A 25016-nucleotide genomic window follows, 5' to 3' on the forward strand; every position below is an offset into this window, starting at 1 on the left:
TGGCGGCACCTTGGACTTCCAGTCCCGATTCCCGTTTCCCGATTCCCGCTCCACCCTCGCCCCCACCGCCCCGTCCGAAATCCGCCAGTCCCGCCCGCCCGGCGGCGCGATACTGCGCGCATGGCCGATACCTTCGACGCGCGCTACCGCGCCATCGCCAGTCGCGACGAGCGCTACGACGGGGTGTTCTTCACCGCGGTGCGCACGACCGGGATCTACTGCCGGCCGAGCTGCCCGGCGCGGACGCCGCGGCGGGAGAACGTGCAGTTCTTCGACAGCGCCGCGGCCGCGCAGGCCGCCGGCTTCCGCGCCTGCCGCCGTTGCCGCCCCGAGGCCAGTCCCGGCTCGCCGGCGTGGGACGCGCGCGCCGACCGGGTCGCCCGGGCGCTGCGTCTCATCCATGCCGGCGCCCTGGATGAGGCCGGCGTGGACGCGCTCGCCGCGCGGTTGTCGATCTCGCCCCGCCACCTGCACCGGGAGATGGTCGCCGAGGTCGGCGTCGGCCCGCTGGCCATCGCCCGCACCCGACGCGCACAGACCGCGCGCATGCTGCTGGAGGCCACCGCCCTGCCGGTGACCGACGTCGCCTTCGCCGCGGGCTACGCGAGCATCCGCCAGTTCAACGCCAGCATGCACGAGGCCTTCGGCTGCGCTCCGGGAGCGCTGCGGGGCCGCCGCCCACGCACGACCGGCGACAGCCGCGAGATCGTGCTGCGCGTCGCCGTCCGGACGCCGTTCGCGCACGTCCCGCTGCTGGATTTCCTCGGCAGCCGCGCAGTGCCCGGCATCGAACGCCTCGAGGCGGGCACCTACCTGCGCAGCCTGCGGCTCGCGCATGGCGGCGCGATCGTCGCCGTCGCACCCGATGCCGCGGCGGGACATGCCCGCGTCCGCCTGCGCCTGGACGACCTGCGCGATCTGGCGGATGCGGTCGCACGCGTCCGCCGCCTGTTCGACATGGACGCCGACCCGCGCGCGGTGGACGCCGCGCTGGCGACCGACCCACTGCTCGCGCCGCTGGTGGCGGGCCGACCCGGCCTGCGCGTGCCCGGCCATGTCGACGGCTTCGAGCTGGCGGTACGCGCGGTCCTGGGCCAGCAGGTCACGGTGCAGGGCGCACGCACGCTCGCGGGACGCCTGGTGGCGCGGCTCGGCACGCCCCTGGCCGCGCCGGAGGGCGAGATCGACCGCCTGTTCCCCACGCCGCAGGCCCTGCTGGACGACGACCTGGGGGGCCTCGGCCTGACCGGCGGGCGCATCCGGGCGCTGCAGGCGCTGGCGCGCGCTGTGCTGTCGGGCGAGGTGGAACTCGACGCGGGCAGCGACCGCGCCCGGACCCGCGAGGCCCTGTGCGCACTGCCCGGCTTCGGTCCGTGGACGGCCGAATACGTCGCGATGCGCGCGTTGCGCGATCCGGACGCCTTTCCCGCCACGGACATCGGCCTGCGCAACGCCATGGCGGGACTGGGCCAGCCCCTGGACGCCCGCGCCCTCGCCCGCCGCGCCGAGGCCTGGCGGCCCTGGCGCGCCTACGCGACCCTGCACCTGTGGACCCATCTCGCCGGCGCCGCGCCCGCCCGGCGCCGCCCGCTCCAGGAGGCCTGACATGCCGCTCGTCCTCGACGCCACCACCCACGCCACGCCGGTCGGCCCGCTCAGCCTGCTGCAGGATGCCGACGGCGTGCTGCATGCCGTCGGCTTCGCGCCCGCGCCCGAACGCCTCGCCCCGACGCTGCGTGCGCCGGTGCGGCTGCACGTACGGCCGGAGCTCGGCGCCACCAGTACGGCCGTGCTCGCCTACTTCGAGGGCGACCTGTACGCCATCGACGCACTGCCCGTCGCCCGGCCCGGCGCCGGCTTCGTGCAGGCGGCCCGGGATGCCATGCGCGGCATCGCTCCCGGCACCACCGTGAGCTACGCCGCGCTCGCCGCCCGCTGCGGCAACGCGCGCGCGGTGCGCGCCGCCGGCAGTGCCTGCGCCGGCAACCCGGTCGCGCTGGTGGTGCCCTGCCACCGCGTCCTGCGCAGCGACGGCACGCTCGGTGGTTTCCTCTGGGGCCTCGACACCAAGCGCTGGCTGCTGGCGCACGAGGCGCGCCATGCCGCACTGCGCGCGTCGGCCTGAGGATGGCGTGCCGCATCATGTGCGCATGCCGACGAACGATCCGCTGACCGACCATCTCGCCGCCGCGCTCGATGCCGCGGAGCCGGCGCCGCTGTGCGTCGCCTTCAGCGGCGGCCCCGACTCCACCGCCCTGCTGCACGCGCTCTCGCGGCTGGATGCCGCACGCGTGCACGGCCTGCGCGCCCTGCACGTCGACCACGGCCTGCACGCCGACAGCGCGACCTGGGCGGCCCGCTGCGCCCACCGTGCGCAGGCGCTCGACGTGCCTCTCGCGGTGGTCCGCGTCGAGGTCTCCGCCTCGGCCGGCGGACTCGAGGGCGCGGCGCGCGAGGCGCGCTACGCGGCGGCCGAGGCCCACCTGGAGCCGGGCGAGCGCCTCGTGGTCGCCCACCATCGCGACGACCAGGCCGAGACCTTCCTGCTGCGCGCCCTGCGCGGCAGCGGGCCGGACGGGCTGGCGGGCATGCGTCCCCTGCGTCCGCTCGGCCGGGGCTGGCTGTGGCGCCCGCTGCTCGACGTTCCGCGCGAGGTGTTGATCGACCACGTCGTCCGGCACGGTCTGCCGGTCGTCGAGGATCCGGCCAACACCGACCTCCGGCACGACCGCAGCCGCCTGCGCAGCGCCGTCATGCCCCTGTTGCGGGCCCGCTGGCCGGACGCGGCCGCGTCCCTCGCCCGGAGCGCGACGCTGTGCGCGGAGGCCGCCGGCCTGCTGGCGCGCGAGGACGCGGGCGCGCTCGCGCAGGTGCAGGGACTCGACCCGGCGACGCTGGACGTGCCGGGCCTGCTCCGGCTGCCGCCCGCGCGGCGCGCGCGGGTCGTGCGCCACTGGGTGGCCGCATGCGGACTGCCGCCGCTGCCCGCCTCGGGCAGCGCCGCGGTCGAGGCGCTGCTGACGGTCCGCCGGGACGCACAGGCGCAGTTCCGCTGGTGCGGCGCCGCCATCACCCGCTGGCGCACGCTGCTGCACGCCGCGCCGCTGCGCGACGCCCTGCCCGCCGGGCTCGACCTCGCCTGGGACGGCGCCTCGCCGCTCCCGCTGCCCGGCGGCGGTCTGCTCCTGCTGGAAGCGGTCGCGGGCGCCGCACCTGCGCACGCGCCGGCAGCGGCCTTCCGCGTCCGCGCGCGCCGCGGCGGCGAACGCATGCGCCTGCCCGGACGCGCGCACTCGCACGCGCTGAAGCACCTGCTGCAGGACGCCGCCGTGCCGCCCTGGGAGCGGGCGCGCCTGCCGCTGCTGTTCGCCGACGACGGCGAGCTGCTCGCGGCCGGCGACCTCCTGGTCTCGGCGCGCCTGCAGGCATGGCTGGAGGTCCGTGGACAACGCCTGGTATGGCAAACTTGAGCGCATGCCGACGCCGTCCGAACCCATGCCCGACCTGCCCGACGACACCGCACCCGTCGCCGCCTTCGAACAGTCGCTGGACGCGCTCGAGGCCCTCGTCCTGAAGATGGAGAAGGGCGATCTCTCGCTCGACGACTCGCTCGCCGCCTACGAGCGCGGCGTCGGGCTGTACCGGCAGTGCCGCAGCGCGCTCGAACAGGCCGAACTGCGCGTCAAGCTCCTGAGCGACCCGCTCGATCCCGAGAGCGCACAGCCGTTCGAGCGCGATGACGCCTGACGCGCGGTTCGCCCGCTGGCGCGCGCGCATCGACGCCCTGCTCGAGACCCACCTTCCGCCCGCCGACCTCGCACCGGTCCGGCTGCACGGGGCGATGCGGCACGCGGTGCTCGGGGGCGGGAAGCGCCTGCGCCCGCTGCTGGTCTACGCCGCAGGCCGCTTCGCCGGCGCGGCGGATGCCGCGCCGCTCGACGGTGCGGCGGTGGCGGTGGAGCTGATCCACGCCTATTCGCTGGTGCACGACGACCTGCCCGCGATGGACGACGACGCGCTGCGTCGCGGCCAGCCGACCGTCCACGTGGCCTACGACGAGGCGACCGCCATCCTCGCCGGCGACGCCCTGCAGGCGCTCGCGTTCCAGGTCGCGGCCGAGAGCGCGGTGGCGCCGGCGGTGGCCCTCGAGATCGTGCGGACGCTGGCCCTGGCGGCCGGCTCGCGCGGCATGTGCGGCGGCCAGGCGCTCGACATCGACGCGACCGGCCGGCTCCAGGACCTGGACGCGCTGGAGACCATGCACGCCGCCAAGACCGGCGCCCTGGTCCGCGCCGCCGTTCGCATGGGCGCGCTCGCCGGCGGCGCCGACGCGCAGACCCTCGCGCGCCTGGAGCGCTACGCCGGCGCGCTGGGCCTGGCCTTCCAGATCCGCGACGACATCCTGGACGTCGAGGGCGATGCGGCCACGCTCGGCAAGACGGCGGGCAAGGACGCGGCGCAGGCCAAGTCCACCTATCCGGCCCTGCTCGGCCTCGACGGCGCACGTGCACGGCTGGCGGAACAGGCCGGGCTCATGCGCGCCCTGCTCGCCGAGGACGGCCCGCGCGCCGACGACCTGCTCGCCCTGGCGACGCTCGCGGTCGAGCGCAGCAGCTAGGGCCGCCGCTCAGCGCGCCGGCCCGGCCGGCGTGTCGGGATCCGTCAGGGCGGTGTCGACCGCGTGCTCGGCGCGTGGGTTGGAGACGCCGTGCGGCACGTGCCCGGTGGCGACGTGAGCCCGGGCGCTGTCGATGTTGCGCATGGAGTCGTCGAAGAACAGGTCGGCCCCGAAGGCGCGCAGGAACGGCCCCTTGTCCCGCCCGCCGAGGAACAGCGCCTCGTCGAGGCGCACGCCCCACTCGCGCAGCGTCAGGATCACGCGCTTGTGCGCGGGCGCCGAGCGCGCCGTCACCAGGGCGGTGCGGATCGGCGAGTCCTTCTCCGGGAAGGCCTGCTGCAGCGAGTGCAGCGCGGCGAGGAAGCCCTTGAACGGCCCGCCCGACAGCGGCGTGTCCGCGAGCTCGCGCTCGTTGGCATGGAAGGCCGCCACGCCCTGCTCCTGCGAGATGCGCTCGGACTCGTCGGAGAAGATCACCGCGTCGCCGTCGAAGGCGATGCGCAGCTGCGGATGCGCGGGCTCGGCCTCCGGCGCGCGGGCCGGCAGGATGGTCGCCGCGGCGATGCCCGCATCGAGCGCGTTGCGCACCGATTCCGGGTTCGCCGACAGGAACAGCTGCGCCCCGAACGGCTTGATGTAGGGCGCAGTGGGCGCGCCGCTGGTGAACACCGCGCGGATGATGCGCAGGCCGTAGTGCTCGATCGAGTTGAAGATGCGCAGGCCGGTGTCGGCGGAGTTGCGCGACAGCAGGATGACCTCGACCCGCGGCGCCTCCGGGTCGTCGTTGGCGTTGAGGCCGATCAGCTTCCTGACCAGCGGGAAGGCGATCCCCGGCTGCAGCGGCTCGTTCTCGCGCTCGCGCTGGTAGGCCGAATACGCATCCAGCCCGTCGCTCTCGAACAGACTGTGGCTGTCCTCGAGATCGAACAGCGCCCGCGCCGTGATCGCCACGACCAGGCGATCGGGATCCGGCTCGGCGGGGGGCATGGGGCTGGGGGTTGGGGTGGGCATGGCGTTCTGGGTGAAGCGGGAAGGGGGAATCGGGAATCGGGAATCGGGGCGCAGGACGAGGAACAGGGAACAGGGAACAGGGAACAGGGAACAGGGAACATGAGCGTACTCAAGCTCGGAGACGGCCACATCCAGCCGCGACCTGGAGCAAGCCTCGCCGCATCCGCGGCCTCCCGATCCCGATTCCCGCTTCCCGACTCCCGCTTCTCCTAGGTAACGAACTGCTCATTCATGATCCGCTCCTCGAGATTGTGCTCGGGGTCGAACAGCAGGGTGACCGTGTGCGACTGCGATTCGCGGACGGTGACCTCGACGACGTCGCGGACCTCGTGGGAGTCGCCGGTGGCGCTGACGGGGCGCTTGAGCGGGTCGAGGACCTCGAAGCGGATTTCCGTGCCGGCACGCAGCAGCGCGCCGCGCCAGCGGCGGGGGCGGAAGGGGGCGATCGGCGTCAGCGCGATCACGCCGGCGCCCAGCGGCAGGATCGGTCCGTGCGCGGAGTAGTTGTAGGCGGTGCTGCCGGCAGGGGTGGCAACCAGCACGCCGTCGGCGACCAGCTCGTCGAGCCGGCTGCGGCCGTTGAGGTGGATGGCGATGTGCGCCGCCTGGCGGGTCTGCCGCAGCAGCGACACCTCGTTGTAGGCCAGCGTGCGCACGCTCGCGCCGGACTCGGTCAGCGCCTCCATCTCCAGCGGCTTGAGCACCGCCGGCTGCGCCGCCGCCAGGCGAGCGAGGAGCTCCTCGTCGCGGTAGTGGTTCATGAGGAAGCCGACCGTGCCGCGCTTCATGCCGAACACCGGCACGCCGAGGTCGCCATGGCGATGCAGGGTCTGCAGCATGAATCCGTCGCCGCCGAGCGCGCACAGCACGTCGGCCTCGCGCGGATCGTGCTGGCCGTGCACGCGCACCAGTTCCGCCAGCGCGGACTGCGCGTCCTCGGCACGGCTGGCGAGGAAGGCGATGCGGGGCTGTTCGGGAAGCACGTGGGGCCACACCCTGTTCGACGGATGCCGAAGCTTAGAGCCTGTCAGGCGCTTTGGGTGAGCGCGGAGGGTCCCGGGCTGCGCGGGGCCGGGCGCGCGCGGCGCCGCGCCAACGGCGCCTGCGTCCCGCCGCGACGCGCACGACACCCACCCGGACGCCTGCGGCCGCAGGCGCCCGGGTGCGGCCTCAGCCCGTCATGTTGCCGATGAGCAGCGCGACGCGCCGGACAGCGACGAAGGCCGTCGGGTAGTCGAGCGCCTTCTGCCCGCGGATGTCGTCGAGCGTCGCGCGGGTCGCGCGCAGGGTGGCGTCGTCGCGCTCCAGCCAGGCCTGCACCGGATCCGCCTCGCCGCCGCACAGGTCCAGCACCTGGCCGACCAGGGCGCCCTGCTGGGCCTGGAGCTGGTCGCGCAGCACGCCACGTGCGTTCGCGTGCCAGCGGCCCTCGACCGGCAGCTCCTCCATGCGCTCGATCATCCAGCGCAGGTGCAGGGCGTCGCCGAGCGCGTAGTAGACCCGCGCGATCTCCTCCACTGGGCGCGCGCGCTCCACCGCCACGGCGATGATGTCCGCCGCCACGTTGAGGAAGCGCAGGGTCGCCAGGTCGCGGGCCAGCGGCTCCGGGAAGCCCTTGCCCGCCCAGGCCGCGCACTCGTCGGCGAACTCGCCGTGCCAGGCCTCGGGCAGCACGCCCGGCAGGCTGGCGCGCAGCGCATCGAGCCCCGGCTGCACGCGGGCGACCGACTCGGCGATGTCCAGCGAGACGTTCGGGCGGTTGAGCAGCCAGCGGCTGAGCGTGCGCAGCAGGTTCCACACCGCGAGCAGCGCGTCCACCTGCGCGGCGTCGGACACCACGAGGTTGAGGTCGTCGATCGCGACCCAGAGGCCGCGCGCGTCCAGCGCCTCGCGCACGATGCTGTAGGCCTTGGCCACGTCGGCCGGGCCGCGTCCGGTGTCCTCCTGCATGCGCAGCAGGAAGGTCGCGCCCATGCGGTTGACCATGGAGTTGGTGACCGCGGTGGCGATGATCTCGCGACGCAGGCGGTGGTTCTCCATCAGGTCGCCGAAGCGCTCCTGCAGCGGCACCGGGAAGTAGCGCGCAAGCTCCTTGGAGAGGTACGGGTCCTCGGGGACGTCGGACTCCAGGAGCTGGTTGAAGGCGACGATCTTGGAGTACGACAGCAGGATCGCCAGCTCCGGGCGGGTCAGGCCGAGACCGCGCTCGCGGCGGTCGGCGAACTCGGCGTCCGTCGGCAGGTACTCGATGGCGCGGTCGAGCAGGCCCTGCGCCTCCAGCACCTGGATGAAGTGCTGCTTGGCGCCGAGGCGCGACACGCTCATCCGCTCCATCAGGCTGATGGCCTGGTTCTGGCGGATGTTGTCCCACAGGACCAGGCGCTCGACCTCGTCGGTCATCTCGGCCAGCAGCGCGTTGCGCTGCGCCTCGGTGAGTGCGCCCGTCTTCACGGCGGCGTTCAGCAGGATCTTGATGTTGACCTCGTGGTCCGAGGTGTCCACGCCGGCGGAGTTGTCGATGAAGTCGGTGTTGAGCAGCACGCCGTTGAGCGCGGCCTCGATGCGGCCGCGCTGGGTCAGGCCCAGGTTGCCGCCCTCGCCCACCACCCTGCAGCGCAGGTCGCAACCGTCGACGCGGATCGCGTTGTTGGCGCGATCGCCGACCTCCTCGTGGCTCTCGGTCGAGGCCTTGACGTAGGTGCCGATGCCGCCGTTCCAGAGCAGGTCGACCGGCGCCCTGAGGATCGCCGTCATCAGCTCGTTCGGCGTCATGCGTTCGATCGACGGATCGATGCCGAGGCTCGCCTTGACCTCGGGCGTCAGCGCGATGCTCTTCGCGGACCGCGGGTGCACGCCGCCGCCGCGGCTGATCAGCGACGGGTCGTAGTCCGCCCAGCTCGAGCGCGGCAGCGCGAACATGCGCTGGCGCTCCTTGAACGAGCGCGCCGCGTCGGGATCGGGGTCCAGGAAGATGTGGCGATGGTCGAAGGCCGCCACCAGGCGGATGTGCTCGGACAGCAGCATGCCGTTGCCGAACACGTCGCCGGACATGTCGCCGATGCCGACGACGGTGAAGTCCTCGCCCTGCGAATCGACGCCCAGGGCGCGGAAGTGGCGCTTGACCGACTCCCACGCACCCTTCGCCGTGATGCCCATGCCCTTGTGGTCGTAGCCGACCGAGCCGCCGGAGGCGAAGGCGTCGCCCATCCAGAAGCCGTGCTCGATCGACAGGCCGTTGGCGATGTCGGAGAAGCTGGCGGTGCCCTTGTCGGCCGCGACCACGAGGTAGGGATCGTCGCCGTCGTGGCGGACGACCTGCGGCGGGTGCACCACCTCGCCGTCCACCAGGTTGTCGGTGATCTGCAGCAGGCCGCTGATGAAGATCTTGTAGCAGGCGATGCCCTCGGCCTGCTGCGCGTCGCGGTCGCCGCCGACCGGCGGGCGCTTGACGATGAAGCCGCCCTTCGCGCCGACCGGCACGATCACGGTGTTCTTCACCATCTGCGCCTTGACCAGGCCCAGCACCTCGGTGCGGAAGTCCTCGCGGCGGTCGGACCAGCGCAGGCCGCCGCGCGCCACCGGGCCGAAGCGCAGGTGGATGCCCTCGACCCGCGGCGAGTACACGAAGATCTCGCGGTACGGCCGCGGCTTCGGCAGGTCGGGCACGCGGTTGGAATCGAACTTGAAGCTGATGAACTCGCGCGGCGCGCCCGCGGCGTCGCACTGATAGTAGTTCGTGCGCAGGGTCGCCTCGATGACGCCCTGGAAGCTGCGCAGGATGCGGTCCTCGTCGAGGCTGGAGACGCGGTCGAGCAGGATCGCCAGCGCGTCGCGGCAGGCGTCCATCTGCGCGTCGCGGTCCAGCCCGCGGGCGTAGGCGACCTCCTCGATGACGGTCCCGATCTCCTGGCGCTGCTCCGGCGTCGCGATGCCGACGAGCTCCTCCCTGAGCGCCTCGCGGATGGCCTCCAGCTCGCTGCGCGCCGGGGCGTCGTGCGCCGGGTCGAAGCGCGAGGCGAACAGCTCCACCAGCACGCGGGCGGCCAGCGGGTAGTCGAGCAGGGTCTGCTCCATGTAGGCCTGCGAGAACGGCACGCCGGTCTGCAGCAGGTACTTGCAGTAGCCGCGCAGCATCGCGACCTGGTGCCAGTCGAGGCCGGCGGCCAGGATCAGGCGGTTGAAGCCGTCGTTCTCGGCCAGGCCGCGCCAGACGCGCTCGAAGGCCTCCTCGAAGCGGACGTGCACGCGCGCGACCGCCGCCTCGTCGAGGTCGGCGCCGCCGGAGCGCTCCACCTCGAAGTCGTGGATGTAGATCTCGCGTCCGCCGGTGCGCAGCTGGTAGGGATGCTCGTTGATCACGCGCAGCCCCATGTTCTCCATCATGGGCAGCACGTCGGAGAGCGGGATGTCCTCGTCCTCGCGGAACAGCTTGAAGCGCAGGCCTTCGCGATCGCCGCGGCGGGCGCGGTAGAAGCTCAGGCGCAGGTCGTCCGGGCCGGTCAGGGCCGCGGCCTCCTCCACGTCCGAGGCGGCGCCGCTGGGCGTCACCGCCTCGATGTAGCCCGGCGGCAGCGCACGGCCGAAGTCGCGCGCCAGGCGCAGGCCGCGCTCCTCGCCGTGCGTGCGCACGAGCAGGTCGCGCAGCTCGTCGTGCCAGTTGCGCACGATCTCGGCGAGGCGACGGCCGATGGCGTCGGTGTCCACCGGCGGCGGGCTGGCCTTCGGGCGGACGATGAGGTGCAGCTGCGCGAGCGGCGACTCGCCGACCTGGATGGTGGTGTCGATGCGCTGGCCGCCGAGCTCCTCCATCAGCAGCGCCTCGATGCGCAGCCGGGTCTCGGTGTTGAAGCGGTCGCGCGGGATGTAGACCAGCGCGGAGTAGAAGCGACCGTAGCGGTCGCGGCGCAGGAACAGCTTCGAGCGCACGCGCTCCTGCAGGCCGAGGATGCCCATGGCCGTCCGGTAGAGCTCCTCGTCGGAGGCCTGGAACAGCTCGTCGCGCGGCAGCGTCTCGAGGATGTGGCGCAGCGCCTTGCCGCTGTGGCTGTCGCCGCGCAGGCCGGAGCGCTCCATGACGTAGGCGTAGCGCCTGCGCACCATGGGGATGTCCCAGGGCCGGCGGTTGTAGGCGCTGGAGGTGAACAGGCCGACGAAGCGCATCTCGCCCACCGGCGTGCCGTCCGGCCCGAAGCGGAGGATGCCGATGTAGTCCATGTAGCCGGGGCGATGGACGGTGGAGCGTGCGTTGGTCTTGGTCAGGATGATGGGCTCGGGCAGCGACGAGGGCACCACGCCCTGCGCGGCCAGCGCCTTCAGCGAGCGCGGCCGGCCGGCGCGGTCGTCGCTGGAGAGCAGACCCAGCCCCGTGCCCGGCTCCGCGGCGAGCAGCTGATCGCCGTCGGCCTGGCGGAACGCGTATTCGCGATAGCCGAGGAAGGTGAAGTGGTCGTCCGCGGCCCAGCGCAGGAATTCCTGCGCCTCGGCCACCATGGCGCCCTGGACCGGCGAGGGATGGTTCGGCAGGTCGGCCGCGATCTCCTCCATGCGCCGGCGCATCGCGCGCCAGTCGCGCACGCAGAGGCGCACGTCCTCCAGCGCGGCGGCGATGCCCTCGCGGATCTTCTCCAGGTCGGCCGCGTCGGTCTGGCGGTCGATCTCGATGTGCATCAGCGACTCGGCGGCGCTTCCGCCCAGGCCGAGCAGCGCGCCGTCGGCATCGCGCTCGACGTTGAGCACCGGATGGCCCAGGACGTGGATGGCGGCGCCGGCCTGGGCCAGCGCCATGCTGACCGAGTCCACCAGGAAGGGCATGTCGTCGTTGACGATCTGCACGACCGTATGCGTCGACTCCCAGCCCAGCTCGGCGCGGTTGGCGTTGAACACCCGGACCGACGCCGTTCCCGGCGTACGGCGCTGCGCGAACCCGAGCATCCCGGCGGCCAGCGCTGCCCAGTCGGCGGCCGGCCGCACCGCATACTCCTCGGCCGACATCCTCACGTAGAAGGCCTCGACGAAGGCGGTGGCCTGGGCCAGCCGGTCCTGCGGCACGATCGCGCGGAGGGCGTCGAGGATGGGGTCGAGGGACACGTCGGGGGACTGCGGATCGGCGGCTCGCGCGCTCATGATTCCAGTGGGTGGGCGGGGAATCCGCGGATTCTAGCCCCCGGCTCCGACGGCCGGCCATCCGCGCGCCGCGTTTCTTGATGCGTTCGTCATGCTGCGGCCGCAGCAACCCGCGGGCGACGCCACCACCTGGCGACCCGCGAGCGCTGGCCCCTGCCCGGGTTGCCGGCGGAGTGCCCGCCGCGGCGCCGTCCTGCTGCGGCGCAGCTCGCGCGTTGTGCGCCGTTCAGCCTGCCCGGACGGCGCACCCGCCCGGTCAGCGCAGCCCGGTCTCGTTGCGGGCGATGACCAGCCGCTGGATCTCGCTGGTGCCTTCGTAGATCTCGGTGATCTTGGCGTCCCGGAAGTAGCGCTCCAGCGGCATCTCCTTGGAATAGCCCATGCCACCGTGGATCTGCACGGCCTGGTGGGCGATCCACATCGCCGCCTCCGAGGCCGTGAGCTTGGCGACCGAGGCCTCGGTGGAGTAGCGCGCCCCGCTGGCCAGCGCCTGCTGCTTGGCCCAGGCCGCGCGCAGGGTCAGCAGGGTCGCCGCGTCGAGGCGGCACTTCATGTCGGCGATCTTGGCCTGGGTCATCTGGAAGCTGCCGATGGGCTGCCCGAAGGACTTGCGCTCCTTCACGTAGTCCAGCGTCGCCTCGTAGGCCGCGCGCGCCACGCCGACGGCCTGCGCTGCGATGCCGATGCGGCCGGCATCCAGCACGCTCATGGCGATGCCGAACCCCTTCCCCTCCTCGCCGATGCGGTTCTCCACCGGGACCCGGTAGTCGACGAACTCGATCTCGCAGGTGGCCGAGGCGCGGATGCCGAGCTTGGGCTCGGTCTTGCCGCGGTGGAAGCCGGGCGCGTCGGTGTCGACGACGAAGGCGCTGATGCCGCGCGCGCCCTTCTCCGGGTCGGTCATCGCGAACAGGGTGACGTACTTCGCCACCGGCCCGGAGGTGATCCAGCTCTTCTTGCCGTTGACCACGTAGTGGCTGCCGTCGGCGGAGAGCACCGCACGCGTGCGCATGGCCGAGGCGTCGGACCCCGACTGCGGCTCGGTCAGGGCGTAGGCGCCGACCGCCTCGCCCGAGGCCACCGGCGTCACGAAGCGCCGCTTCTGCTCCTCGGTGCCGTTCTTCAGCAGGCCAGCGCAGTACAGCGAGTTGTTGACCGACATGATGGTCGAGTGCGCGCAGTCGGCCGCGGCGATCTCGATCATCGCCAGCGCGTAGCCGATGGCGTCCAGGCCGGCACCGCCGTACTCGACCGGCACCTCGATGCCCATCAGGCCGTTCTCGCCGAGCAGACGGACGTTCTCGGCCGGGAACTCGCCCGTGCGGTCGAACTCCGCCGCGGTCGGGGCGATCCGTTCGCGCGCGATGCGCCGCGCGATGTCCTGGATCATCAACTGCTCTTCGGTGAACGCGAAATCCACGGCCTGCTCCTGGGGAATGCTGAGCGCCGATTCTAGCCACGTACGCACCCGTACGGGAGGCGCGTGCCGCCGTCCGCGCCTTGACGCTCCCGGACCCGCCACCTAGCCTTTCATCCTTGAATCCGCATGAAGGGATAGCGATGGACCTCGACGCCTGGTCGGCCTGCCTGCGGGTACTGGCGGACGCCACCCGCGTGCGGCTGCTCGCCCTGCTCGAGCGCGAGGAGCTCACCGTCGCCGAACTCGCCTCGATCACCCAGCTCGCGCAGCCCCGGGTGTCGACGCACCTCGCCAAGCTCAAGGAAGCGCGCCTGGTGCGCGACCGCCGCGCCGGCGTCTCCGCCTACTACCGCTTCGATGCCGAGGGCCTCGACGGCGCCGCGGGCGCCCTCTGGACGACGCTCTCGACCAATGCCGACGACGCCCTGCTGCGCCAGGACGCGGAGCGCCTTCCCGGCGTGCTCGCGGCGCGCGCGGCCGACCGCAACTGGGCCGACTCCGTGGCCGGCGACATGGAGCGCCACTACTCGCCGGGCCGCACCTGGGAAGCGCTGGCGCGGGCGACCCTGCCCCTGCTGGAAACCGGCGACGTGCTCGACATCGCCTCCGGCGACGGCGTCCTCGGCGAGCTGCTGGCGCCGCATTCGCACCGCTACGTGTGCATCGACTCCAGCGCGCGGGTGGTCGCCGCCGCGCGCGAGCGGCTGGCGCGGCACCGCCACGTGAGCGTCGAACAGGGCGACATGCACGCCCTGCCGGTGGAGGACGAGAGCTTCGACCTGGTGCTGCTGATGCATGCGCTGACCTACGCCGACAAGCCGGCGCAGGCCGTGCGCGAGGCCGCGCGCGCGCTTCGTCCGGGCGGCCGCCTGGTGGCGGTGAACCTCGCGAAGCACGAGCACGCGGCAGTGGTGCAGCCCTACGGGCACGCCAACCTCGGCTTCAGCGCGCGCGAGCTGCGTCGGCTGGCGGAGAAGGCGGGGCTGCAGGTCCAGGTGTGCGAGACGGTCACCCGCGAGAAGCGCCCTCCGCACTTCGAGGTCCTGTCGATGACGGCGCGCAAGCCGTGAGCGTCCTGCCCTGGCTGGACCCGGCGCGCGCGCAGGCGCTGCTCGACGCGCTCGCGTGCCGCATCCTGGTCCTCGACGGCGCCATGGGCACCATGATCCAGCGCCACCGGCTCGAGGAGGCCGACTACCGCGGCGAGCGCTTCGCCCACGGCTACGACGCCCTGGTCGCGCCTCCCGACCACGTCCACGGCGCCGACTGTGGGTGCGCCGGCCACGACCTCAAGGGCAACAACGACCTGCTGACGCTGACCCGCCCGGACCTGATCCGCGACATCCACGCCGCCTATCTCGCCGCGGGCGCCGACCTGGTCGAGACCAACACCTTCAACGCGACCTCGGTGTCCCAGGCCGACTACCGCCTCGAGCACCTGGTCCGCGAACTCAACCTCGAAGGCGCACGGCTGGCGCGCGCGGCCTGCGACGCCGCCGAGGCCGCGACCCCGGAACGGCCGCGCTTCGTCGCCGGCGTCGTCGGCCCCACCAGCCGCACCGCCTCGATCAGCCCCGACGTCAACGATCCCGGCTACCGCGCCATCGACTTCGACGGACTCGTCGCGCTCTACCGCGAGGCCGCGGACGCCCTGGTCGAAGGCGGCGCCGACATCCTGATGGTCGAGACCGTGTTCGACACCCTCAACGCCAAGGCCGCGCTGTTCGCCATCGCCGAGGTCTTCGAGGCGCGCGGCGGGCGCCTGCCGGTGATGGTGTCCGGCACCATCACCGACCGCTCCGGGCGCACCCTGTCCGGACAGACAGCGGACGCCTTCTGGATCTCGATCAGCCACGCCCGGCCGCTCGCCGTGGGGCTGAACTGCGCGCTCGGCGCCAAGGACCTGCGCCCCCATGTCGACGTGCTCGCCCGGGTGGCGGACGCCTGCGTGTCCTGCCACCCCAACGCCGGCCTGCCGAACGCCTTCGGCGAGTACGACGAGAGCCCCGGGCAGATGGCGGCGACCCTCGGCGAATTCGCGCGAGCCGGCCTGCTGAACGTCGTCGGCGGCTGCTGCGGCACCACGCCGGAGCACATCGCGGCGATCGCGGAGGCGGTCGCGGACGCCCCGCCCCGGCGCGTCCCCGGCATCCACGGCATCCACGGCATCCACGGCGTCGCGGCATGAGCGCCGAGGCCGGGCGTCGCCCGATGTACCTGTCCGGGCTGGAGGCGCTGGTGGTGACCGCGGACAGCAATTTCGTCAACGTCGGCGAACGCACCAACGTCACCGGCTCCGCGCAGTTCCGCAAGCTGATCAAGGAAGGCCGCTACGCCGAGGCGGTCGAGGTGGCGCGCCAGCAGGTCGAGGGCGGCGCGCAGATCATCGACGTCAACATGGACGAGGGCCTGCTCGATTCCGAGCGGGCGATGACGACCTACCTCAACCTGATCGCGGCCGAACCCGACATCGCGCGGGTGCCGGTGATGGTCGACAGCTCGAAGTGGAGCGTGATCGAGGCGGGGCTCAAGTGCCTGCAGGGCAAGGGCATCGTCAACTCGATCTCGCTCAAGGAGGGCGAGGCGGCGTTCCGCGAACAGGCGCTCAGGGTGCGGCGTTACGGCGCGGCCGTGGTGGTCATGGCCTTCGACGAGACCGGCCAGGCCGACACCTGCGCCCGCAAGGTCGAGATCTGCACCCGCGCCTACCGCATCCTCGTGGACGAACTCGGCTTCCCGCCCGAGGACATCGTCTTCGACCCCAACATCTTCGCCATCGCGACCGGCATCCCCGAGCACGACAACTACGCGGTCGACTTCATCGAGGCGACGCGGATCATCCGCGACACCCTGCCCCACTGCCACGTCTCGGGCGGCGTCTCGAACGTCTCGTTCTCGTTCCGCGGCAACGAGACGGTGCGGCAGGCCATCCACGCGGTGTTCCTCTACCACGCGATCGCCGCCGGCATGGACTTCGGCATCGTCAACGCGGGCGCGCTGCCGCTGTACGACGACCTCGACCCCGAGCTGCGCGAACGGGTCGAGGACGTGGTCCTCAACCGCCGCCCCGACGGCACCGAGCGCCTGCTCGAGATCGCCGAGCGCTACCGGACGAAGAAGGGCGTCGCGAAGGTCGAGGACCTCGCCTGGCGCCAGCAGGACGTGCGCGCCCGCCTCACGCATGCCCTGGTGCACGGCATCGACCAGTACATCGAGGCCGACACCGAGGAGGCCCGTGCCCGGGCGGCGCGGCCGCTGGACGTGATCGAGGGGCCGCTGATGGACGGCATGAACGTGGTCGGCGACCGCTTCGGCGCCGGCAGGATGTTCCTGCCCCAGGTGGTGAAGTCCGCGCGCGTGATGAAGAAGGCGGTCGCCTACCTGCTGCCCTTCATCGAGGCCGAGAAGCAGCGCACCGGCGACGCCGCCCGGAACAACGGCACCATCCTCATGGCGACGGTCAAGGGCGACGTGCACGACATCGGCAAGAACATCGTCGGCGTCGTGCTCGCCTGCAACAACTTCGAGGTGGTCGACCTCGGCGTGATGGTGCCGGCGCAGACCATCCTGGACCGCGCGCGCGAGGTGAAGGCCGACCTCATCGGCCTGTCGGGCCTCATCACGCCCTCGCTGGAGGAGATGAGCCACGTCGCCAGGGAGCTGGCGCGGCAGGGCTTCGACACGCCGCTGCTGATCGGCGGCGCGACCACCTCCCGCGCCCACACCGCGCTGCGCATCGCGCCGCACTACCCGCATCCGGTGGTCTGGGTGAAGGACGCCTCGCGGGCGGTCGGCGTGGCGCAGTCGCTGATCAGCCGCGAACTGCGCCCGGGCTTCGTCGCAGCCAACGAGGCCGAGTACGCGGAGATCCGCAAGCGTCACGGCAACCGCGGCGACGCCAAGCGGCTGGTCCCGCTGGAGAAGGCGCGCGCGCAGCGCTTCGACGGCCGCTGGACCGACTACGTGCCGCCGGCGGCGCGGCAGCCGGGCGTGCACGTGTTCGAGGTCCCGCTGCGCGACCTCGTGCCCTACATCGACTGGTCGCCCTTCTTCAACGCCTGGGAGCTCGCCGGGCGCTACCCGCAGATCCTCGAGGACGAGGTGGTCGGTCGCCAGGCCACCGAGCTGTTCGCGGACGCCCAGGCGATGCTCGCGCGGATCGTGGACGAGGCGTGGCTGCGGGCCCGCGCGGTGGTCGGGCTGTGGCCGGCGCAGGCCGTGGGCGACGACATCGCGGTGTTCGCGGCCGACGGCACCGGCGCGCGCATCGCGACCCTGCACTGCCTGCGCCAGCAGGTGGACAAGCCGCCGGAGCGGCCGGACTTCTGCCTCGCCGACTTCGTCGCCCCTGCCGAAAGCGGGCTGCAGGACTGGATCGGCGCATTCGCCGTCACCGCCGGGCTCGGCATCGACGCCCACGTCGCGCGCTTCGAGGCCGCCAACGACGACTACGGGGCGATCATGCTGAAGGCCCTGGCCGACCGGCTCGCCGAAGCGCTCGCCGAGTTCATGCACCTGCGCGTGCGGCGCGAGCTGTGGGGCTATGCGGAGGACGAGGCGCTCGACAACGAAGCGCTGATCCGCGAGGGCTACCGGGGCATCCGCCCCGCGCCGGGCTATCCCGCCTGCCCGGAACACAGCGAGAAGACCACGCTCTTCCGCCTGCTCGACGCCGGAGCCAACGCAGGGATGTCGCTGACCGAGAGCTTCGCCATGCTGCCGACGGCCTCGGTCAGCGGGCTCTACTTCGCGCATCCCGACAGCCAGTACTTCGTCGTCGGCCGGGTCGGCCGCGACCAGGTCGAGGACTATGCCCGGCGCAAGGGCGTGGGCGTGGCCGAGGTCGAGCGCTGGCTGGCGTCGAACCTCGACTACGACCCGGAGTAGCGGCAGGCGCCGCCGGCGCTCAGCGCGTCGGCAGCAGCGCGTCGACCTCCTCGGTCAAGGCCTGCAGGGTCTGCCGCTGGGTGGCGAGATCGTTGGTGACGGCGATGCGGGTGCCGCCGATGCGGTCGCGCAGGCCGGCGAGGCGCTGCGGATCGAGGCCGACGGCGGCGCCGTCCACCTCGCCGAGGCGGGCGGCGGCGCGCTGCAGGTGCGTCTCGACCAGGCCGAAGTTGCGGCGCTCGAGTTCCACGCCGGCCTGGACGACCGCCGCCTGCGCGTCGCGCACGGCCAGCCGCGCCACCGCCTCGTCGCGGGAGCGGGTGGCCTGCGCGGCCTCCTCACGGGCGCCTTCGAGCTGCGTGGTGAGCTCGGCCACCTCGGCCTTCGGGCCCGCACGGCCGGCCCAGAAGCCGAGCGCGAACAACAGGATGGCCGCGACCGCGAGGATGATCGGGAACACGGGCGCGCGGCGGGCGCGGGAGCTGGCGTCGTTCATGGCGAAGGCCCTTTCTGGGTGGGAAACGGATCGTCGGAAAAACAAGGCAGCCGGCGCGTGAGGAGCGCGCCGGCGATCACCACACCAGGTCGTCGGGGACCTGGTACTTCGGATCGGCGTAGGGATCGTCGCCGGCGGGCGCCGAGGGATCGACCTTGAGCGCCACGGCCGGCGCGAAGATCGCCTCGGCCTCGGCGAGCACGGCAGCGGTCACCAGCTTGTAGCGGCCGTCGATCTGCACCACGCCGAGCTCGCCGGCGTTGAGCGCCCGGAGCTGCTCCGGCGTCACGTAGATGCGCTTGATCTTGCCGCCGTACTCGAAGTGGCGCGCGATCTCGGCGTCGTCGACGTTGAGCGCCCTGTCCTTGACCAGCTCGGCCAGGCGCGCCTTGGCCTCCCGGCGCTGGCGCGCCTCCTCCTGCTTCTGCTTCTCGGCGGCGATGCGCTCGTTCTTCTCGGCCTGCGCGCGGATGGCGTAGGCCTTGGCGAGATCCATCTCTCCGCGCTGGCGCGGCTGGGCGCGCTCGGGGCGGGGCTTGGCGGCACCGCCGCCCTTCCCGGCATGCGGCGGCCGCGGCTTGCCGCCGCCCTGCTTGCGCGGGCGCGCCTCGCGCTCCGGCTTGGGGGGTGGCGTGAAGCCGAGCTGGGTGAGCTGGTCTCGGAGGCTGTTGCTCATGACGGCGACGCGGTGATGGAAACGGAAGGAACGACGCGCCCGGCGCGTCAGTAGTGCGGCGGAGGCGGCTCTTCGCCGGGGTCCGCCGAGAGCAGGCCGCGCATCTGCCCGAGGTCGGCGAGCACCCGCTCCAGCTGCAGCGTGTTGCGCGCGACCTCCGCGCGGGAGGCGGCCAGGGCATCGCTGAGTTCGGTCAGCGCCTGCTCCTGGAAGCTCACGCGCATCTCGAGTTCGACGAGGCGTTCGATCAGATCGTCCATGGGCGGATTCTACTGGAGCGCGCGGCCCGCGAGCGGCGGACGCGGGCCCCCGGACGCCGGCGGCGCGCCTAGAGCCTCGCGTCCACGGCCTCGCGCGGCAGTACGCGCTTGACGTCGTAGAAGACGCCGCCGTCGGCGAGGAAGCGCCGCAGCGTCGCACCCTGTGCCCGGAAGGTCGAATGCGCCACCGCGAGCAGCACCGCGTCGTAGCCTCCCTCCGGCGGCTCCGCGAGCGGCGCGATGCCGAACTCGGCGAGGCATTCCCCGGCGTCGACCCAGGGGTCGTGCAGGTCCACCTCGATCCTGCAGTCGCGCAGCTCCTCGACGATGACCCGCACCTGGGAGTTGCGCAGGTCGGGGCAGTCCTCCTTGAACGCGGCGCCGAGCACCAGCACGCGGCCGCCGGCGACAGGGCGCCCGGCCCGGGCCATCAGGCGGAGGGTCTGCGCCGCGACGTAGGGCGCCATGCCCTCGTTGATGCGCCGCGCGGCGGTGATCAGCTCGGGCGCGTGCCCCGCCTCGGTGGCCTTGTGGATCAGGTAGTAGGGATCGACGCCGATGCAGTGGCCGCCGACCAGCCCGGGCGAGAACGGCAGGAAGTTCCACTTCGTGCGCGCCGCGGCGAGCACCGCCTCGGTGTCCATCCCGAGCCGCGCGAACACCATCGCCAGCTCGTTGACCAGGGCGATGTTCACGTCGCGCTGGGTGTTCTCGATGGCCTTGGCGGCCTCGGCGGTCCGGATGTCCGGCGCGACGTGGATGCCGGCCGGCACCACGCGGCCGTAGAGCGCGGCGAGGAAGACCGCCGCCTCCGGGCTCGATGCCGACACCACCTTGACGATGTCGCCCAGGCGGCGCGTCCGGTCGCCGGGATTGATGCGCTCCGGGCTGTAGCCCACGCTGAAGTCGCGCCCGCAGGCCAGCCGCGACACCGTCTCCAGCGCCGGCACGCAGACGTCCTCGGTCGCGCCGGGGTAGACCGTCGATTCGTACACCACGATGCTGCCGGGCCGCAGGTGCGGCGCGATCGTCGCGCTGGCCGACAGCAGCGGCCCCATGTCCGGGAGCTTGCGCCGGTCCACCGGCGTCGGCACCGCGACGACGAAGACGTTGCAGGCGGCCAGCGCCTGCGGATCGGCATCGAGGCGCAGGTGCGCGGCGGCGGCCCGCAGCTGGTCCGCGTCGACCTCGCCGGTGCGGTCGTGGCCTGCACGGAGCTCGTCGATGCGGCGCGCATCGATGTCGAAGCCCAGGGTCTCCACCCCGGCCTGCGCGAACGCGGCGGCGAGCGGAAGGCCGACATAGCCCAGCCCGACGACGGCCAGGCGGATGGAATCCTGCGGAGGCAAGGGCGGCATGCGGACCTGTGGGCGCGGACGGGGCGCGCGATTGTGGTCGCGCTCCTCGACGCGGTCCAGCGACCGCGTCCGGGATGGCCCGCCGGGGCGCTCGGCGCCGGCGGGCCGCGGGATCACTCCGCCGCGGGAGCGGGCTGCGACTCGACGATGTCCAGCAGCTCCACCTCGAACACGAGCAGCGCGTTCGGCGGGATGGCGCCCGGGACGCCGCGCTCGCCGTAGCCGAGCTCGGCCGGGATCCAGAACCTGTAGGTGCTGCCGACGGGCATCAGCGCCACGCCCTCGCTCCAGCCCGGGACAACCTGGTTGAGCTGGAACTCGGCGGGCTCGCCGCGGTCGCGCGAGCTGTCGAAGGTGGTCCCGTCCAGCAGCGTGCCGACGTAGTGCACGCGCACGGTGTCGGTCTCGCCCGGCGTGGCGCCGCTGCCCTCGGTCACCACCTGGTACTGCAGCCCGGACGCGGTGGTCTGCACGCCCTCCTTCTGGCCGTTCTCGGCGAGGAAGGCGTCCGCCTCGGCCTTGTTCTCCTCCGCCAGCGCGCGGGCCTCGGCCGCCTGGCGCTCCTGCATCTTGCGCTGGAAGGCCTGCGCCGTCTGCTGCGCCTGCTCGTCGGTCATGAGCGGGGTCTCGCCCTTGAAGATCGCGTCCATCGCACGCGCCACCACCGCCGGATCGACCTCGTCCTTGATCGGCTCCAGGTTGCGGGCGATGTCGATGCCGATCATGTAGCTCACGCGCTCGCGTTCGCTCGGCAGCCCCCGCACCTCGGGCATGCCCTCGGTCGCCGCGCCGGCGTCCTGCCCGGCCTCCGAGCCGGCCGGCCGTCCGGCGTCGTCCGCCCGGTTGCAGGCCGCCAGCGCGAGGGCGGTGGCCAATACGAGGGCGGTACGCGGAAAAGACTTCATTCTCGACTCCTGGGTTGATCGGTGGGTGCGGGTGCGGGCGCGCGGCTATTGTTGCGTCGGCCCGCGGGCACGGGCAAATGCGACCCCGGCGGGGCGCAGAGGTTCAGCGGACGGGCTCGGCGAGCGCGGCCTCGATGGCCTCCGCCAGCGAGCGGTCGTCCGGGCGGACGCGGCTGCCGAAGCTCGCCCGCACCCGTCCGTCGCGGCCGACGAGATACTTGTGGAAGTTCCAGCCCGGCGCCTCGCCGCCCTGGCGCGCGAGTTCGCGGTACAGCGGATGCGCGTCCTCGCCCTTGACCTGGACCTTCTCGAACATGGGGAAGCCGACGCCGTAGGTCAGGGTGCAGAAGGCCTGGATCTCCTCCTCGGTCCCGGGCTCCTGCCCCAGGAAGTCGTTGGACGGAAACCCGAGGACCGCGAAGCCGCGTTCCGCATGGCGCTGGTGCAGGGCCTCCAGACCCTCGTACTGCGGCGTGAATCCGCACTTGCTGGCCGTGTTGACGATCAGCAGCACCTGCCCGGCGAACCGCTCCTGCAGGTTCACCGCGTCGCGCTGCGCGAGCGGCCGCAGCGAGACGTCGAGCAGCTTCGCCGCGGACGACGGCGCGACCGCCGCGACGAAGAGGACGAGCACCAGGACGAGGCGACGCATGGGGTTGTCTCCGCGAGGTGAAGGCGCCGAGTCTATGCCTTCGCCCCGGTGAACGGTCCAGCGGTGGCGGTTGACGGCGGAGAATGTAGTGTTATAGTTACCTACAACACCGCAGCAACCGACCACTCCCCGTCGCACGGAGCCGTGCCATGCAGAGCAAGACCGGGATCACCCTCATCGCCCTCGCCGCCGCCCTCGCGCTGTTCCTGGCCGGTCTGTTGATTGCCGAGCCCACCGCCGCCTCGGAGCCGTCGACCGAGGCGGTCGAGAACGAACGGACGGCCCTTCCGGCCGCCGCCATCCGGGCCCGCGTGCAGGTCGGCATGCCCTTCTTCTCGTTCGCGAAGATGCTGCCCGTTTCGGAGTCCTGACATGACCGGCGTGACCTGGAACGACAGCAGTCCGATCTACCGACAGCTCAAGGAGAGAGTGGTGGCGATGATGCTCGACGGCGTGCTGAAGCCCGGCGACCCCCTGCCCTCGGTGCGGCAGGTGGCGGCCGAGTACCAGCTCAACCCCATCACGGTTTCCCGGGCCTACCAGGAGCTCGCCGACGAGCAACTGGTGGAGAAGCGGCGCGGCCTGGGCATGTTCGTCAACGCCGGTGCCCGCGAGCAGCTGCTCGCCTCGGAGCGGGAGCGCTTCCTCAAGGAGGAATGGCCGGCCGTGGCCGAGCGCATCCAGCGCCTGGGCCTCGATCCCGAACGCCTGCTCGCCTCCATCAAGTCCGAGGAAACCCGATGAACGCCGTGGATGCCCTGCCCCTCCAGCCCGTCGTCCGCCCGGTCGTGGAAGCCCGCGGCCTGCGCAAGACCTACCGCGGCCGCACCGCGCTCGACGGGGTCGACCTCGACATCCCGAGCGGCCGCATCGTCGGCCTGATCGGTCCGAACGGCGCGGGCAAGACCACGGCGCTCAAGGCGCTGCTGGGCCTGATCCCCTTCGAGGGCGAGCTGCGCGTGCTCGGGCTGGACCCGTGCAGGGACCGCGACGCGCTGATGCGCCAGGTCTGCTTCATCGCCGACGTCGCGGTGCTGCCGCGCTGGATCCGCGTGCGCGAGGCGATCGACTACGTCGAGGGCGTGCACCCGGGCTTCGACCGCACCAAGTGCGAGGCCTTCCTCGCCAAGACCAGGCTGACCCCGAAGATGCGCGTGCGCGAGATGTCCAAGGGCATGATCGTGCAACTGCACCTGGCGCTGGTCATGGCGATCGACGCCAGGCTGCTGGTGCTCGACGAGCCGACGCTCGGCCTGGACATCCTCTACCGCAAGCAGTTCTACCAGGACCTGCTGGAGCAGTACTTCGACCACGACCGCACCATCATCGTGACCACCCACCAGGTCGAGGAGATCCAGCACATCCTCACCGACCTCGTGTTCATCCGCGACGGCCGGATCGCGCTCGCGACCGACATGGACGCGGTCGGCCAGCGCTTCGTCGAGGTCATGGTCGCCCCGGAAGCGGCCGGCGCCGCGCGGGCGCAGGCGCCGCTCGACGAGCGGCAGGTGTTCGGCAAGAGCATCTTCCTGTTCGACCTCGCCCAGCCCTCGACCGACGCGGCCGCCGTGGCCGCGCTCGGCGAGTCGCGCACGCCCGGCATCGCCGACCTGTTCGTCGCCACCATGAAAGGGACCTACGCATGAACGTCTTCCCCGTCCTGCTCCGGCGCGAGTACTGGGAGCACCGCGGCGGCTTCCTCTGGGCGCCGGCCATCGCGGGCGCCGTGGTGCTCCTGCTGACCCTGATGGCGTGGCTGGTGCTCGAGGTCGCCGCGCGCGGCGGCCAGGTCGAGATCGCCGGGCTCGAACTCGGCGCGCTCAGCGCGACGATGAACGCGCAGGAACGCGCGGAAGCGGCGCAGGCGCTGGACGCCGCGACCCTGCTCATCGGCGGCTGGGCGCTGATGGTCATGGCCTTCGTGGTCTTCTTCTACGCGCTCGGCGCACTCTACGACGACCGCCGCGACCGCAGCGTGCTGTTCTGGAAGTCGCTGCCGGTGTCCGACACGCTCACCGTGCTGTCCAAGGCGACCAGCGCCCTGGTCGTGGTGCCGCTGATCGCCACCGGCATCGCCGTCCTGACCGGCTTCGGGCTGCTCGTGCTGGTCAGCGCGGCCGTGGCGGTGCACGGCGGCAACCCCTTCACCCTGGTCTGGGGCCTCGGCAGCCCGTTCCGCATCGGCGGCCTGCTGCTGGCCTCGCTGCCGGTCTACCTGCTGTGGGCGCTGCCGACGGTCGGCTGGCTGCTGCTGGTCTCCGCCTGGGCGCGCAGCAAGCCCTTCCTCTGGGCGGTGCTGCTGCCCGTCTTCTCGGGCGTGCTGGTCGGCTGGCTGTCGCTGATGGGCGTGATCGAGAGTTCCGGCTGGTTCTGGAAGCACGTCGTCGCGCGGCTGACGCTGGGCACCTTCCCGGGCCTGGACCTGTTCTACCGCGGCGATCTCGATGCCCTCGCGGCGGAAGGCAGCACCAGCGTGCTGGGCCTGCTGTCGCTCGAGACCACCTTCGGCGCCCTGTCGATGCCCGACACCTGGATCGGTGCCGCCGCCGGCATCGCCATGATCGCCGGTGCGGTCTGGATGCGCCGCCGCCGCGACGAAGGCTGAACGCC

General features: G+C 72.6%; 21 protein-coding genes and 1 pseudogene. 12 read left to right on the forward strand and 10 right to left on the reverse strand.

What is annotated here, in order from left to right; translation table 11 throughout:
* Positions 1-120 precede the first annotated feature (120 nt).
* Genes ACFO3Q_RS10090 through ACFO3Q_RS10110 form a run of 5 tightly spaced genes read left to right on the forward strand, consistent with a single transcriptional unit; the run spans position 121 to position 4618 of the window.
* Complete coding sequence (locus tag ACFO3Q_RS10090; protein ID WP_377004547.1) at positions 121-1605, forward strand: AlkA N-terminal domain-containing protein; 1485 nt, start codon at positions 121-123, stop codon at positions 1603-1605.
* Position 1606: 1 nt separating this feature from the next.
* Positions 1607-2125, forward strand: coding sequence for a methylated-DNA--[protein]-cysteine S-methyltransferase (locus ACFO3Q_RS10095; RefSeq protein ID WP_377004548.1), 519 nt, complete (start codon positions 1607-1609; stop codon positions 2123-2125).
* Positions 2126-2150: 25 nt separating this feature from the next.
* Complete coding sequence (tilS, locus tag ACFO3Q_RS10100; protein WP_377004549.1) at positions 2151-3470, forward strand: tRNA lysidine(34) synthetase TilS; 1320 nt, start codon at positions 2151-2153, stop codon at positions 3468-3470.
* A 25-nt stretch (positions 3471-3495) separates the two neighbouring features.
* Complete coding sequence (locus ACFO3Q_RS10105) at positions 3496-3747, forward strand: exodeoxyribonuclease VII small subunit (RefSeq protein WP_377004662.1); 252 nt, start codon at positions 3496-3498, stop codon at positions 3745-3747.
* On the forward strand, positions 3737-4618 hold the full coding sequence (locus ACFO3Q_RS10110) for a polyprenyl synthetase family protein (RefSeq protein WP_377004550.1): 882 nt from the start codon (positions 3737-3739) through the stop codon (positions 4616-4618). Before ACFO3Q_RS10105 ends, ACFO3Q_RS10110 begins: the two co-directional genes overlap by 11 nt.
* Positions 4619-4627: 9 nt before the next feature.
* Here the strand turns inward: ACFO3Q_RS10110 and ACFO3Q_RS10115 are convergent, their stop codons facing one another.
* The 4 genes from ACFO3Q_RS10115 to ACFO3Q_RS10130 form a co-directional block, all read right to left on the reverse strand.
* The gene (locus tag ACFO3Q_RS10115; RefSeq protein WP_377004551.1) at positions 4628-5629 is read right to left on the reverse strand and encodes a 5'-nucleotidase; all 1002 of its coding nucleotides are present in this window, start codon (positions 5627-5629) and stop codon (positions 4628-4630) included.
* Between the two features lie 209 nt (positions 5630-5838).
* Positions 5839-6612 (reverse strand): NAD kinase, encoded by a 774-nt coding sequence (locus tag ACFO3Q_RS10120; RefSeq protein ID WP_377004552.1) that lies wholly within the window; start codon positions 6610-6612, stop codon positions 5839-5841.
* Between the two features lie 187 nt (positions 6613-6799).
* Positions 6800-11752: an NAD-glutamate dehydrogenase gene (locus tag ACFO3Q_RS10125; protein WP_377004553.1), complete on the reverse strand. Its 4953-nt coding sequence runs from the start codon at positions 11750-11752 to the stop codon at positions 6800-6802.
* A gap of 256 nt (positions 11753-12008) precedes the next feature.
* The gene (locus tag ACFO3Q_RS10130) at positions 12009-13190 is read right to left on the reverse strand and encodes an acyl-CoA dehydrogenase family protein (RefSeq protein WP_377004663.1); all 1182 of its coding nucleotides are present in this window, start codon (positions 13188-13190) and stop codon (positions 12009-12011) included.
* Positions 13191-13312: 122 nt separating this feature from the next.
* On the opposite strand from ACFO3Q_RS10130, the pseudogene ACFO3Q_RS10135 reads away from it, so the two are divergent.
* The 3 genes and pseudogenes from ACFO3Q_RS10135 to metH all read left to right on the forward strand — a co-directional run.
* Positions 13313-14239: pseudogene (locus ACFO3Q_RS10135) on the forward strand (ArsR/SmtB family transcription factor); the annotation flags it as partial.
* Positions 14239-15360 (forward strand): homocysteine S-methyltransferase family protein, encoded by a 1122-nt coding sequence (locus ACFO3Q_RS10140; protein WP_377004554.1) that lies wholly within the window; start codon positions 14239-14241, stop codon positions 15358-15360. The pseudogene ACFO3Q_RS10135 and the gene ACFO3Q_RS10140, both read left to right, overlap by 1 nt.
* Complete coding sequence (gene metH / locus ACFO3Q_RS10145) at positions 15357-18059, forward strand: methionine synthase (RefSeq protein WP_377004555.1); 2703 nt, start codon at positions 15357-15359, stop codon at positions 18057-18059. Before ACFO3Q_RS10140 ends, metH begins: the two co-directional genes overlap by 4 nt.
* Before the next feature lie 19 nt (positions 18060-18078).
* Here metH and ACFO3Q_RS10150 read toward each other — a convergent pair whose 3' ends face one another.
* The 6 genes from ACFO3Q_RS10150 to ACFO3Q_RS10175 form a co-directional block, all read right to left on the reverse strand.
* Positions 18079-18555 (reverse strand): hypothetical protein, encoded by a 477-nt coding sequence (locus ACFO3Q_RS10150; RefSeq protein ID WP_377004556.1) that lies wholly within the window; start codon positions 18553-18555, stop codon positions 18079-18081.
* Between the two features lie 76 nt (positions 18556-18631).
* Positions 18632-19231, reverse strand: a complete 600-nt coding sequence (locus ACFO3Q_RS10155; protein WP_377004557.1) for a DUF2058 domain-containing protein — start codon at positions 19229-19231, stop codon at positions 18632-18634.
* A 47-nt stretch (positions 19232-19278) separates the two neighbouring features.
* Positions 19279-19491 carry a SlyX family protein gene (locus tag ACFO3Q_RS10160; RefSeq protein WP_377004558.1) on the reverse strand — a complete coding sequence of 71 codons (213 nt, stop codon included), beginning with the start codon at positions 19489-19491 and terminating at the stop codon, positions 19279-19281.
* A gap of 68 nt (positions 19492-19559) precedes the next feature.
* Positions 19560-20849 carry a nucleotide sugar dehydrogenase gene (locus ACFO3Q_RS10165; RefSeq protein WP_377004559.1) on the reverse strand — a complete coding sequence of 430 codons (1290 nt, stop codon included), beginning with the start codon at positions 20847-20849 and terminating at the stop codon, positions 19560-19562.
* A 113-nt stretch (positions 20850-20962) separates the two neighbouring features.
* The gene (locus ACFO3Q_RS10170) at positions 20963-21754 is read right to left on the reverse strand and encodes an FKBP-type peptidyl-prolyl cis-trans isomerase (protein ID WP_377004560.1); all 792 of its coding nucleotides are present in this window, start codon (positions 21752-21754) and stop codon (positions 20963-20965) included.
* A 103-nt stretch (positions 21755-21857) separates the two neighbouring features.
* Entirely contained in the window at positions 21858-22406 is a 549-nt protein-coding gene (locus tag ACFO3Q_RS10175) for a glutathione peroxidase (RefSeq protein WP_377004561.1), read from the reverse strand.
* Between the two features lie 149 nt (positions 22407-22555).
* On the opposite strand from ACFO3Q_RS10175, the gene ACFO3Q_RS10180 reads away from it, so the two are divergent.
* Genes ACFO3Q_RS10180 through ACFO3Q_RS10195 form a run of 4 tightly spaced genes read left to right on the forward strand, consistent with a single transcriptional unit; the run spans position 22556 to position 25011 of the window.
* Positions 22556-22777, forward strand: a complete 222-nt coding sequence (locus ACFO3Q_RS10180) for a hypothetical protein (protein WP_377004562.1) — start codon at positions 22556-22558, stop codon at positions 22775-22777.
* 1 nt (position 22778) lies between these two features.
* Complete coding sequence (locus ACFO3Q_RS10185) at positions 22779-23150, forward strand: GntR family transcriptional regulator (RefSeq protein WP_377004563.1); 372 nt, start codon at positions 22779-22781, stop codon at positions 23148-23150.
* A complete protein-coding gene (locus tag ACFO3Q_RS10190; RefSeq protein ID WP_377004564.1) occupies positions 23147-24052 on the forward strand; it encodes an ABC transporter ATP-binding protein in 906 nt (301 codons plus the stop codon). The genes ACFO3Q_RS10185 and ACFO3Q_RS10190 overlap by 4 nt, the downstream gene beginning before the upstream one ends.
* Positions 24049-25011, forward strand: coding sequence for a hypothetical protein (locus tag ACFO3Q_RS10195; RefSeq protein WP_377004565.1), 963 nt, complete (start codon positions 24049-24051; stop codon positions 25009-25011). Before ACFO3Q_RS10190 ends, ACFO3Q_RS10195 begins: the two co-directional genes overlap by 4 nt.
* The last annotated feature ends 5 nt before the right edge of the window (positions 25012-25016 follow it).

It is taken from the genome of Coralloluteibacterium thermophilum, assembly GCF_042654365.1.
In the GTDB taxonomy this organism is placed as follows: Bacteria; Pseudomonadota; Gammaproteobacteria; order Xanthomonadales; family Xanthomonadaceae; genus Coralloluteibacterium; species Coralloluteibacterium thermophilum.